The 12,843-nt window shown below is 35.9% G+C and carries 11 protein-coding genes; 7 read left to right on the forward strand and 4 right to left on the reverse strand.

Going from position 1 to position 12,843, the window contains the following annotated elements; genetic code table 11:
* Nucleotides 1-373 precede the first annotated feature (373 nt).
* The 5 genes from ACOVQ4_RS05415 (at nucleotide 374) to ACOVQ4_RS05435 (ending at nucleotide 7,486) form a co-directional block, all read left to right on the forward strand.
* Nucleotides 374-1,246, forward strand: a complete 873-nt coding sequence (locus ACOVQ4_RS05415; protein WP_421819636.1) for an ABC transporter ATP-binding protein — start codon at nucleotides 374-376, stop codon at nucleotides 1,244-1,246.
* 12 nt (nucleotides 1,247-1,258) lie between these two features.
* A complete protein-coding gene (locus tag ACOVQ4_RS05420; protein ID WP_421819637.1) occupies nucleotides 1,259-4,849 on the forward strand; it encodes a M1 family aminopeptidase in 3,591 nt (1,196 codons plus the stop codon).
* A gap of 315 nt (nucleotides 4,850-5,164) precedes the next feature.
* On the forward strand, nucleotides 5,165-5,878 hold the full coding sequence (locus tag ACOVQ4_RS05425) for a GntR family transcriptional regulator (RefSeq protein WP_421819638.1): 714 nt from the start codon (nucleotides 5,165-5,167) through the stop codon (nucleotides 5,876-5,878).
* Between the two features lie 214 nt (nucleotides 5,879-6,092).
* On the forward strand, nucleotides 6,093-7,022 hold the full coding sequence (locus ACOVQ4_RS05430) for a carboxypeptidase-like regulatory domain-containing protein (RefSeq protein ID WP_421819639.1): 930 nt from the start codon (nucleotides 6,093-6,095) through the stop codon (nucleotides 7,020-7,022).
* A 50-nt stretch (nucleotides 7,023-7,072) separates the two neighbouring features.
* Entirely contained in the window at nucleotides 7,073-7,486 is a 414-nt protein-coding gene (locus ACOVQ4_RS05435) for a hypothetical protein (protein ID WP_421819640.1), read from the forward strand.
* A gap of 40 nt (nucleotides 7,487-7,526) precedes the next feature.
* Here ACOVQ4_RS05435 and ACOVQ4_RS05440 read toward each other — a convergent pair whose 3' ends face one another.
* Complete coding sequence (locus tag ACOVQ4_RS05440) at nucleotides 7,527-7,916, reverse strand: helix-turn-helix domain-containing protein (protein ID WP_421819641.1); 390 nt, start codon at nucleotides 7,914-7,916, stop codon at nucleotides 7,527-7,529.
* Nucleotides 7,917-8,238: 322 nt separating this feature from the next.
* Here ACOVQ4_RS05440 and ACOVQ4_RS05445 point away from each other — a divergent pair, with 322 nt between their 5' ends.
* Both ACOVQ4_RS05445 and ACOVQ4_RS05450 read left to right on the forward strand, forming a co-directional pair.
* Nucleotides 8,239-8,904 carry a hypothetical protein gene (locus ACOVQ4_RS05445; protein ID WP_421819642.1) on the forward strand — a complete coding sequence of 222 codons (666 nt, stop codon included), beginning with the start codon at nucleotides 8,239-8,241 and terminating at the stop codon, nucleotides 8,902-8,904.
* Nucleotides 8,888-9,319: a hypothetical protein gene (locus ACOVQ4_RS05450; RefSeq protein ID WP_421819643.1), complete on the forward strand. Its 432-nt coding sequence runs from the start codon at nucleotides 8,888-8,890 to the stop codon at nucleotides 9,317-9,319. Before ACOVQ4_RS05445 ends, ACOVQ4_RS05450 begins: the two co-directional genes overlap by 17 nt.
* 103 nt (nucleotides 9,320-9,422) lie before the next feature.
* On the opposite strand, the gene ACOVQ4_RS05455 is transcribed toward ACOVQ4_RS05450, so the two are convergent.
* From ACOVQ4_RS05455 to ACOVQ4_RS05465, 3 genes are all read right to left on the reverse strand, one after another.
* The gene (locus ACOVQ4_RS05455) at nucleotides 9,423-9,797 is read right to left on the reverse strand and encodes a PH domain-containing protein (protein WP_166550546.1); all 375 of its coding nucleotides are present in this window, start codon (nucleotides 9,795-9,797) and stop codon (nucleotides 9,423-9,425) included.
* Nucleotides 9,798-10,125: 328 nt separating this feature from the next.
* Nucleotides 10,126-11,523 (reverse strand): hypothetical protein, encoded by a 1,398-nt coding sequence (locus tag ACOVQ4_RS05460; protein ID WP_421819644.1) that lies wholly within the window; start codon nucleotides 11,521-11,523, stop codon nucleotides 10,126-10,128.
* Between the two features lie 9 nt (nucleotides 11,524-11,532).
* Nucleotides 11,533-12,621, reverse strand: coding sequence for a hypothetical protein (locus ACOVQ4_RS05465; protein WP_421819645.1), 1,089 nt, complete (start codon nucleotides 12,619-12,621; stop codon nucleotides 11,533-11,535).
* Between the last annotated feature and the right edge of the window lie 222 nt (nucleotides 12,622-12,843).

The following is a 12,843-nucleotide window of genomic DNA, read 5'->3' on the forward strand; positions in this document are numbered from 1 at the left end:
TTTGCCGAATGCCCAGAGCTGAAAGCCGAAAGCTCAAAATTTAATTTTATTTTGCTTCATAACTTAATAGTGATGTTTTGAAATTGATTTTGATTTTTTTCAAGGTATCCAATCCATTCTTATATGACCGTTTGTACATAACCAAAATGTTCGAACGCTAAAAACCTCCTCGTTATTTTGTATGCTCAGGCATGCAGAAAACAGGAGGTTTTTTTTTGACAATTAACCAAAGCCGTATTCAAAGAAGTTAATCTTTGTAACCTTATGGCACGCCTATGGTTCTCTATCTAATCTTCATCCTTTTTTTGCACCAGATTATTGAACATTTTTAGTATATTACCTTAATTCTTTTTTCAAAAAACCTTTCGACCGCATGCAATTAACAATTACCAATCTCAACAAAACCTACTCGAATGGTGTACATGCCATCAATAACGTAAATCTAACCATCAATCAAGGTATGTTTGGTTTGCTGGGCCCTAATGGTGCAGGAAAGTCCTCTTTGATGCGCACCATTGCCACCTTACAGGAAGCCGACGCCGGGAGCATCATGCTGGGAGACATCAATGTTCTTACTCAGAAAGATGAAGTTCGTAAAACCTTAGGTTACCTGCCTCAAGAATTTGGAGTATATCCCAAAATCGATGCACTCACACTACTCGACCACCTGGCAGTATTGAAGGGTATTACCAACAAATCAGAGCGTAAAGAATTGGTTGAATCTTTATTACAAAAAACAAATCTCTGGGAAGCTCGCACCAAAAATTTGGGAGGCTATTCTGGTGGTATGAAACAACGTTTTGGTATCGCCCAAGCCCTTATTGCTAGTCCAAAGCTGATTATCGTTGACGAACCAACGGCAGGCCTCGACCCAGCCGAACGTAACCGATTTTTGAACTTACTTTCTGAGTTAGGCGAAAATACTATTGTCATCTTATCAACGCACATCGTTGAGGATGTCAAGGAGTTATGTTCAGACATGGCGATTATCAATAGAGGTCAGGTATTATACAAAGGAAATCCCTTTGATGCAATGGCACAACTCGAGGGAAAAGTATGGCAAAAACGTATTTCGAAAGCCGAATTAAGCAATTATAAAGAGCACTTCACGGTGATTTCTGATCGATTGATAGCAGGAACGCCCGTGATTAATATATTGTCGGATAGCCAACCTGATGATGGATTTATAGCGGTAAATCCAGATTTAGAAGATGTATATTTCGGAAAAATATTCGCTAACGCCTAACCTCTTTTTACTATGCTTTTAGAATTTATTAGGTTTGAAATCAACTATCGCAAGAAAAGACCTGCGACTTGGATATACTTTTTACTGCTTTTTGCTACGGCCATACTTATCGTAACCACCGAGCTCAAAGATATAGTTACTAGAAGTGAGCAAATCAAAGAAAACGCTCCCTTTATCATCGCTTTTTTACAAGGAATTGTCTCCTACTTTTTTTGTATGATTACCTCCGCTGTAATGGGTGTAGCAATCTTAAGAGACTTTGAGTACAATACCGAGGCATTAATGTTTAGTAACCCTATCCGCAAGTTTGATTACTTGATGGGGCGCTTTATTGGTTCTTTTATAGTTTTACTTTTTATCTTTTCGGGTTTCTGGCTTGGATTGGCTATTGGCGACTTTCTCCCAAATCGTAAAGCCGAAAACTTACTTCCTTTTAATTTATTGCACTTTATTCAACCATTTTTGATAATGGTTGTACCCAATTTGCTATTTACAGGCGCATTATTCTTTGCTGCTGGCGCATTGACTCGAAAATCGGTGATGATTTATACACAAGGAATTATTCTTTTTGTCGTGTATAATATCGCCCAACAACTTTTATCCAATATCGACAACCGCGAACTAGCCAGTTACACAGATCCGTTTGGGCTTATTAGTCTCAACACGACAATTCGCTACTGGTCACCTGCCGAACGAAATATGTGGATGATTCCATTAAAAGGAGTTTTGTTGTATAACAGATTAATGGTCGTAGGTCTATCAATCCTGATTTTGGCAATTACTTACTGGAGTTTTAGCTTCAATGTTGTTCGAAGTTCTTTATTTAAAAAAGGCAAAATTCAGAAAAAAGAAAAACTCCATATCAGACCTGAAAACGTTGTGATTCCTCAAGTACACCAAAATCTCACAACAAAGACTTATTGGCAGCAATTTTGGAGCTTAACCAAATTTTATTATCGTACTATTTTTAAAGAAGTACCTTTTCTTACTATTGTCATTTCTGGTTTTGCTTTATTTATAGCTACTGTGGGCAATACCCAAAGTTGGTTTGGGGTAAACACCCTTCCTACCACTGCCAATATGCTTAGTGCTTTGGGCATTCTGGAGTTTTTTTATTTGGCAATTGCCGTAACCTACGCAGGTGAGCTGGTTTGGAAAGAACGAATTGTCAAATTTCATTTGATTTTTGATGCTATGCCGATGCCCGATTTTATTGGGTTATTTAGCAAGTTTTTATCTCTTATTGGGGTTTTCTGCACACTCTTTCTCTTTTTTATCGGCCTTAGTGTCCTGATTCAAGCAGTGCAGGGGTATTTTGATTTTCAATTATCGGTGTACTTTGGTACCCTATTTTCGTCTACCTTGATTTCTATCACGCAGTTTCTCTTGTTCTTCTTTTTTATCCAAGTTATTGTCAATGATAAATTTTTAGGAATTGCCATTTCAGTCGGTTTCTTGGTATTAACTGCTGTACTTTCCCTAATGGGTATCGAACATCCTTTGCTCACTTTTGGAGGACAAAGCCTAGGACAGTATTCTGATATGAATATTTATGGTCACTTTGTATTACCCTTTACGTGGACTAGTACCTATTGGTTGGCCTTTGTGATGATAATCTTTATTGGAGCTACGATAATTTCGGTAAGAGGAGCCGATGAGTTGCTCGAGACAAGACTTAAGGCTAGTAATCACCGCTTTAGTAGACCCCTGTTGACTGCTAGCATCTTGAGTGTATTAGTTTTAGTTGGTACTGGAGGGTATATTTTTTACAACACTAATTTTTTGGATACCTATCGCTCCTCTGATGAAAACAAAAAACTTCGAGCAAATTTTGAGAAGACGCTAAAAAAATATGAAAATGCCCCTCAGCCCAAAATTGTAGAGTCCAATCTTAAAGTTGAGCTTTTTCCGTATGAGCGAAAAATGGAAACCGAAGGTTTTTACTATTTGAAGAATAAAACCAGTAAACCTATCCAAGATATCTATATTTCGTTCGAAGCTGATATTGATGTAGAAAAACTACAATTTGACCGTCCTTTTTCAAAACAAAAAGAATGGAAAGACTATCAATTTACGATTTATCGCCTACAAAAAGCGCTTGCGCCACAAGATTCTGTAAAAATGGACTTTAAGCTAAAAGTGGGTGCCAAAAGTTTCTTATCCAGTGTAACGGGTACAAACATTGTATATAATGGCACATTCTTTAACAATAGCTCTTATTTTCCACAATTGGGATATCTTGATGGCTTTGAGCTGAGCGAGAAAGATGATAGAAAAGATCATGGCCTACAACCCAAAGAAGACCGCCTACCCAATCAGAATGACCCACATGGCTTATCTAGTAACTTATTTGGGGACGATGCAGACCTTATACGCTTCTCGATGACAATTGGTACTGAGTCTGACCAAATTGCTATAGCACCGGGCTATTTACAAAAGTCTTGGAATGCCAACAATCGTCGCTATTTTAGCTACAGTATGGATCAACCTATGGCAAATTTTTACTCGATTGTGTCGGCAAGATATGAGGTAAAACGTGAAAATTGGAATGGTATCAACCTAGAAATTTACTATAACAAAGGCCATGAGAAAAATTTAGATAGAATTATGAATGGAATGAAAAAGGCCTTGGGGTATTACTCAAAAAACTTCAGCCCTTTTCAATACAAACAAATGCGCATCATGGAGTTTCCTAGATATGCATCTTTTGCACAATCTTTTGCCAATACGGTTCCATTTTCGGAGAGTATGGGCTTTGTGATGGATATTCAAAAAGACGACCCTGATATTCCGTTTTATGTAACAGCTCACGAATTAGGCCATCAGTGGTGGGGGCATCAGGTAATCGAAGCCAATGTAAAAGGCAATGGTATGCTCTCAGAATCTTTGTCTGAATATTCGGCCTTGATGGTACTCAAAAACCAAGTTTCTACCGAGGCTATGCAAAAGTTTATGAAATACAATTTGGATGAATATCTCTTTGGACGTGCCACCGAGCGCAAGAAGGAACAACCTTTGTATTTATGTGAAAATCAACAATATATCCATTACAACAAAGGCTCTGTGTGCTTGTATGCTTTGCAAGATTATATTGGTGAAGAGAAGGTAAATCAAGCCTTGTCCCAATATGCCAAAGATTGGAAATATGCAGGTCCTGACCGCCCTCAGAAACGCTATCCAACAACCTTAGATTTATTATCGTATCTCAAAAAAGCAACGCCAGATTCTTTGAAATATCTGATTACAGACCTTTTTGAAACAATCACTTTATACGAAAACAAAACAGACATTGCCACCGCTAAAAAGCTGAAAAATAATACCTACGAGATTACTCTAAAAATCTCTACAGAAAAAAGCCGTGCAGATAAGTCTGGAAATCAGAAAGTAATTGGCATGAATGACTGGATTGATGTGGGCGTTTATGGAAAAGATGCAGCAGGAAATGATAAATTAATTTATCTAAAAAAACATCGTTTCAATAAAAAGGAGCAAACACTCAAACTTATCGTGAAAGAAGAACCACTCAAAGCTGGTATAGACCCGATTCATAAGCTAATCGATAAGCATATTATCGATAATGTAAAAAAAGTTTCGATTGAGTAAAAGAGATGATTAGGCTGTAGTTTTATTATTGGACAAAACGGGCAAGTTTAGTAAGCGGATTTTAGACGGCTCAGTCCTCTAATCAGTTTAAAACTGGATAAAGGACTAAGTCCAAGACAAAATCTTGAACTAGGAACGTCCATTTTGTCCAATAATCAACTATTGAATACTAATTTTTATCATAAATATTTTTACAAAAACCTATCTATCAGCATATTACAAAACACCATATCATCAAATTAGAGAAACCTTTTCTGAAGAGTGCAGAAGTCTTGCTGAAGAATTGTATTTTTGCACCCTAATTCCTCAAAGCGCATGCAAATTCCACAATATCGACAACTATACGAGAGCCTTCGACATCAGATTATTTCGGGTATTTATCAACAAGATGATTTATTACCATCCGAAAATCAGTTAGCCGATTTGCATCAAATCACTCGTATGACTGTTCGACAAGCCCTCAACGAGCTTGTGAAAGATGGCTATATCCGCAAGCAAAAGGGAAAAGGAAGTTTTGTAAATCTTCGACGAAAAACGGTGGGATTATTGGCTTTTAGAGACCCCAAACAGCTCAATAGTAACGAAGAGATAACGCTACAATCAAAGATTATTGGTAGGCCTTCTATTCAGGCATGGGACCCCGCTTTTTTCTTTCCTATTTCAGAAGCAGAACGTCAAGCAGGCTGTATCGTTGCGATGAACCTACACCAATCCCAGGCTACACCTGTAATGTTTGAGTATTACTATTTGCCCAATATCAATTTACCAGGTTTTATCATGACGCCCTTTGTGAATGATTCAATTATGGAGTCATTGCGTGTGAATTATCACGTAGAAGCCTCAGGTGTCGAGCAAGAAGTATCCTGTGTATTGGCAAAAGCGCAAGAGGCACAATTCTTGAAAGTCAGTGTGGGTAGCCCACTCGTATATGTATGGCGCCGATACACCACCAATCGCATGGGATATTATTTCTACAGCGTTTCTTTCTGCAATACACAACAGTATTCGTTGAGTAGTTTGATAGTTTAATCAATTGTGTTGCCGAGTTAAAAATTGAGGATTAGAACTTTACTGTCTATTTCTGATATTGGATCTTGGATTTCGGAAGTATAAGCTTTTATTTTTTGCAAAAAATAGAGCTATTTTACTTTATTTCCGAAAACAGAAATCCCATTTATAAAATCAAAATACCTATTTTTAGTAATTAATTTAGTTTCTATGTTTTACCTGTTATACTAACTCCATGTTTTCAAAACTTCATTTACTCCTTATTACACTGACCCTTTTAAGTTATCCTATTCATGCGCAAGTTATAAAAGGGAAAGTCGTTGATTCTAAAACCAACCTTGGTATTTCTTTTGCCAATGTCTATAATCCAAACACCAATGTAGGCATTCACACCGATGAAGAAGGGCTCTTTTATTGGTCTGTTCAGAAACAAAATGACTCGGTGGCGGTATCTTGTGTGGGTTTTAAAACAAAAATCCTTTCTTCTAAAAACTTCAAAAAGGATACTACTAATCTCATTTTTCTGGAAGAACTTAATATCGAGTTGGGTGAAATAACCTTTAAAGCAAAAAAGGACAAAAAAGAACATGATGTAGAATTAGGTTATTATCATACCAAACAATATGGACATTCAAAATGGAGACCAGGTGGCATATCAAAGTTACAAATGTACGTGGTGCATATACCCAATAACGAAGGAATCGATGGTTTCTTAAAAAATGTACAGTATGATATTGATGGTTTTAGGAACCTTACTGAGAGACCGAAAGCTCGAATCAGGGTACAGAAAGTTGATCCCATAACAGGTCTTCCTTCAACAGACCTACTAACTGAAAATCTGATGATCAATTTCTCTAGATTTTCAAATAACTTAGAAATAGATATAAGTAAATATCAAATCCCATTTTCAAAAGAAGGAGTATTTGTGGGACTCGAAATATTTTGTCATTCGGAGTGGCGATTGGACAAAAATAATGTATCACAAGAGAAATCGAATTGTCCCTATATTCCTAGCACAAGGATAGATTCGGAAAAAGATTCAGGCAAAAGTTATTACTGGACTTTTCAAAACGGTAAGTGGAGATGGAATTGCATCACCGATGGCTCTATATTTCAAAAAGGTCTTATGTATAAATTCGGAGTTACCGTTACAGCTTTTGAATAGATTTTAATTCACATTCAAATAAATAGTTTCAACCTTTAAAATTCTTCACCATGCAATTAAACACTCGTTCATTTCTTCGTATTGTTATTCCATTTGGCTTAGCAAGCCTGTTATCCTGCACCAGCCGAGGACCTAGTTACCGTGAATATTCCATTACTCATTGTGATAAAGATACTATAATCAAAGTAGAAGGACTCCTTGGGTCTAAACCTGCTAAAGCAATTTATTTAAAAATTCAAGGTAACATTGATGATTCGATACATATTAGTCTCACTTCAATAGGTCATGATATGGGTCCATTCTTTGTGGCATTACCAAAAGGAAAAATAGATACAGTCCTAAAAAATGAAATTTATGAGGATGACTATAACTTGGTTTACAAACACAAAAATGCCAAGTCTGGGATACTCAATTGTGAGATAATTTCATTGTTTGCTTCTCAAGATACTGTAGTTATAAAATAAAGAAGTGGTGGATAAGTCTGAAGACTTATCCACCACTTCTTTATTTAGAGTTGATTAGCTCCCCAAATCTTTCAATGATATCTAAATTTCTTTCCAGAAGAATATCATATCGATTGAATCTTGCTTCTAAGGTTATTAAAAGCCTCTCTATAATTTTACCATTTTCGCTTAACATTGGAGCTTCTGAAGCTATCTTCCCCTTTAACTCATCCTTCGAACCTAGTAACTTATTTTCATCAAACCCGAGAATTTGCTCAATAGATAAACCTAGGTAATTGGCTATATTTTCTAATCGGTCAAAATCTAGTTTTGTTTCTTCACGTTCAATTTTTCCATAGGCTTGGGGAGAAATATCTAAATAAATAGCTACAGCCTCTTGTGAAATTCCTTTCAATTCACGGATCATTCTAATCTTATTTCCTAATCTCATACTAATTAAGGGGTAAACGGTTAAAGAACTATTTAAGGTTTCAAAATACAACTATATAGGTTTTGTAAAACAACTTTTTAGCATAGTAAATGTATATCAATAAGCTGAATTTTACAATAGAAAATGGCGCCAAATTCTATCATTTATCTTATTTTTTTATTAAAAATCTATTAAAATGAAAGCAAAACTATTATTTTTAAGTTTATTCGTAACTTTATTAGTATCCTAAGCAAGTTGCGATAAGTAAGAAGAGAATGTAGAACCATCTTCACCGACCAAAATTATAAGAGCTAGTTCAAGCCGTATTGATGACGGAAGCGTCATGCTAAGTGAAGTGACAGTTTATGGTATTTATAGGCGAGGGAATAACTTTGATATGATATTGAGTTGGTACAATAATTCTACTCACGTTGAAGAACGCCAAACAGTAACATTTAGCCCTTATGCAGGTATTTCAATGGATGATGAAATTTTAAATTCTGCTGAATTTAAAGCAAAGGTAATTGCATATATAAACAATATGCTTTTAAAATTCAATATGAGATTAAATGATGCTGAAATCAATATCTTGAAAACCTTGACATATAGACAAATCGTACAATTCGGTTTTATTTATTATGATGCCAAAACGTATGGAGAAAACCTCATCAAACCTGGTGGTCTATTCGCAGGTTGGAAAATTGACGAGGGAATAAACAATGCTTTTGTCCATACCAAAATAGCATACAATTTAAAAGCTACTTTTGGTTATACTACAGCTAATAACATGTTAATTGCACATGAATGTGGACAAGGTAATTCACTCAATAGTATTATGGATGCCAGAAACAATAACATAGGTTTATCTTTAAACTACTGGACTGAAGATTTATTAAAGAATCTTGGAGTTCAAGGTAGCCTGTGGTCAATTGTCAACATCAATGGTGTTCCAACTTTAGGTCAATTCAAATTAATTCTACCAAGTAAATCAAATGGAAATCAGCCCTAAAAACTCTATTAAAGCTTTATTATTTGCAACTGTGCTAAGTTCATGCACTACCAGAGAACCTTACCGTGAATATTCTATCACTCATTGTGAAAAAGATACTGCCATTCTCGTAGATAATTTACAATCTTCTATGGGAAACTGTAATGTATCCATCATAGTGGAAGGAAGCATAGATAGTACTGCCGCTATTGATTTCCATGAATATCATCATGAAAATTACAGAAAATATGGTGGTATAATCAATTTTAGATTGGCAAAAGGTGTTTTTTCAAAAAAAGAAAAGAATGAAATATATGCTCAAAATTATATGCTCTATTATGACCACCAAAAAGCAACCAAGGGGAATATTAAAATTAAGCTTCAGTTATTGGATGCGAATAATGTTCCGATAAAAGACAACTCTTTCTTGTTTTAATAAGCCTTATTTCGATTCTCTCTTTTAACACAAAAAGGTGCAATAAAACCCAACTTAACTTGGATTCTATCGCACCTTTTGTGTTTTAGTATAAAGCTATCTCTTACAAAACATAAGTAGATAAAACCTTATAAACATCGTTGATATTTTCGCCTTTCCTAAATTCTTTAATGAGTGGTGCATCGCTTCCTTTTACCCAAATGATCAGCTCTGCATCCAAATCTAGCAAACCATTACTTCTTTTCGAAAAATGATTAATGCTTTTGTATGGAATGGTATGAAAGTCTACTTTCGAACCTGTCAAACCTTGTTTATCTACCAAAATCAACCTTTTGTTGGTAAATACAAACATATCTCGAATCAATCGAAATGACTTTACAACTTCTTCACCATGAATCAAAATTGGTGCAAACTCTTCAGCAACTTTATGCGAGGAAACCTCCGAGGCGTTTCCCATCAATGCATCAAATAATCCCATAATTTTCTTAGTTTTTAGAGTGAATAAATATTGAGGCTCTAGGCTTTATGCCGTAGGAATTAGATAAAAATGTATTAATGATTATATTATTTTCACCTGATTACTAGACAAAATCAGAAAGTGTCATTCTGATGTTTGACATTTTTCACTGAACTTTAAAACCCAGTTTCAAACTGTTAAAAAAATGAGTCCAAGACTAAGTCTTGAACTAGTAAATTAAATTTTGTCCAGTAATCAGTGTTTTCACTTACAAAAAAACAATGCTATGATTACCAACAACTTACACCTATAATTCACAATTCATCACTCACAATTCATCATTCACCCCTCACAATTCCTCCGATGAATCAAAATCCTCCGAAATCAATTTACGTAATTGCTGATGCGGACGTAATTGTGGTTTACGACTAAACAATGCCTTTTCTGGTGACGAAGACTTAGCTTTGCTCGCAAGATTAGAAGTAGTAAAATAGCTTTCTCGAACAAATTGTGACAATTCTTCATCATTAATTGCATCGCGCACCATCGAACCTTTGCCAAAACCATCGTTGTATGAAGCAATTCGAGCATCAGTCTCCGATAGTCTCATTCCTTCGTAGATTTCTTTAATTTCCTGTAAAAGATTAGCTCTTTCTTTCTCCAATGCTTGAAAATCTTCTACGAGTTGTAAATCATTTTCGAGAATATTTTTCTGAATTAAATGCTCAGCCAAAGCTTCATCTTCTGCCTTGATTTGAGGGAGAAGACTATTTCGTTGTTTATTCAGACGCTTAAGTTGTGGGTCGATTTGTAGCCAACGATACCAATAACATTGCAATACCGGAAAAGCAATCCCCAAACAAATAGCGCCAGCCAAGGCAAACAAAACACCTGACAAAACAAACGAAGCCAAAGCCCAAAGACTATTCACCAAATCCTGATTAAGGGCCTCATAACTACGCATTTTTGCCTCTATCTGCGCCTGAACCGCTGGTGGCGGTGGGGCAGTTGGATTGAGCGGGTCAAAAACTTGATTGTTGAGATTCTTTATCGCCTTGTTGATACCTTCTTTCATTTTGTCGGTTTTATACGCCTCGTATCTAAACCAACCTAGTACAAAGAGCGTCACCACCGCAAAAACCACCGTTACACCTTTAAACCATGCATAAGTCTTTTTAGCTTTTGCACTTTCGCCATCCGAATAGGGCGATTCTATCAAGCGTTCGTAGGCAGGTTTGAGTAAAATAGAAACCATAGCCAAACCAACTGCAAAAGACCAAGCCTCTACCGTATTGTGGATATTAAGCGCATAGGCCACAATTTCGTGAGAGATAATCAAATCGCCAGCAACGAAAGAAACACCCGCAATAAAGTAAATAATACCCGCAAAAAGTGAATATTTGTGGACAGCTGTTAGACGGCGCTTTTCGAGTTGGTGCTTTTTTTCATCTATTTCAAAAAGCTCCGACTCTAGGCGTTCTTTGTTTTTACCTGCCAAACCCACTTTCAATACGCTATCCTGAAGCGCATCAAAAGCTGATTTGTAAGCTGACTTTGCATGAGCAATTTTTTCCTCAAGCTTATTTAACTCTTGTTTTTGTTCCTGAAGCTGCTTATCAAGCCATTCAAAATTGACTTGACTTGACAAATATCCTTCATAGTTATTTTTATCTACCGATTCCAATCCACTGGTATAACCATGTTGGAAATCATATTTTTCGGCATGAGATTTATTTTCTTCCATCATTTTTCCCTATTAAAATTCCTCTTCCTCCTCTCCTAGCATCGACTGAATATCTTTCTGAGAGATACGACTTCGATAATTTAAAGCCAAGTGATATTCACTTTCAAAAACCTTAATAAGCATATCTCTATGCGCATTAATACGTGTACGTTCGGCAATATATCGACTCAATTCGGGCAAAATCGACTGTTTCTCGGCACGATATTCCTTGATTTCAACTTTATGCTGTTCAATCTCTTTTTCCCATTCAGCTACTTTTTTAACCTTATCTTGTTGTAATTGATTTCGTTTTTGGAAAATGGTTAAATCATCTTTCAGCACTGCCAAATTACCCAGCAGAAGTTTACCCGAAAACATAAATAAGAAAAAGATAAAAGCAAACAATGCCCAAGCATTCAATGCGGGTTGAGAGGCATAAATTTGAGCAAATACAAAAAATGCAGAAGCCAAAGGCATACCTATTTCCTCAAGGATTTTACGCCAATTACTTTGTCTGGCATCGTCGTGTAAAAATGAGATTCGACCAAACAAATTGAACATCCCTGCCATAAATACGCCCAAAGCAATCAATTTATTTTGTTCAAAGCGTCCACGAAGTGCTTCTTCTATCAAAAAATAATTGCCCACAGCTATCCCAATCGCCAACGAAAGTCCTGTGATGGTTCTAGGTAAATGATGTTGTTCGGTAAATTCTTTTTCTTTGAGCAACTCTATTTTACGTTCTAATTCTTTTACCAGACCTTCTTTTTCATTTATCCAATAATTCAGTTCCCCGATTTTCTCCTCACGGTGTTCAATCAGCTTTTCAGTATCGGCCGTTTGTTGATGAAAATAACTTCGAATAATTGAAATTTTTTCTTCAGGATTTGAGCCAGAAAGTCCAAAAATCACCCCTTCGTCACGGAGAATATCCTCATTAATCAACCAGTCAGGTTGGTTAATCGATGACACTTTCATTTTTTCCGAGGACGCAACAGAGATTACCTCCACATCAGGAGACGCTTCAAAAGACTGTACTTCAGCAATTTGCTCAACTTGCTCGACTATCTCCACTTTAGGTTGTTTTACAAAAACATTTTTTATTTTATCAAAAATCGCCATACTTCACCCTTTCTATAAAAATCAAAACAATTCGAATATGATAAAAAAAAACCTTTTTACCCAACAAAAAAGGAAGAGCGGAGCGATAAGGTGCTCATTTGCGAATAGTTTATTGATAAGAATAAGTATCATGTAGCTCACCACTCATTTAACCCAAAGCCATATTTTTCAAACTACCAAATCTTCAAATCAACCAAATACCAAATTTTCAAATTACCAAAT

This window comes from Flectobacillus sp., from assembly GCF_049240685.1.
Classification (GTDB): Bacteria; Bacteroidota; Bacteroidia; order Cytophagales; family Spirosomataceae; genus Flectobacillus.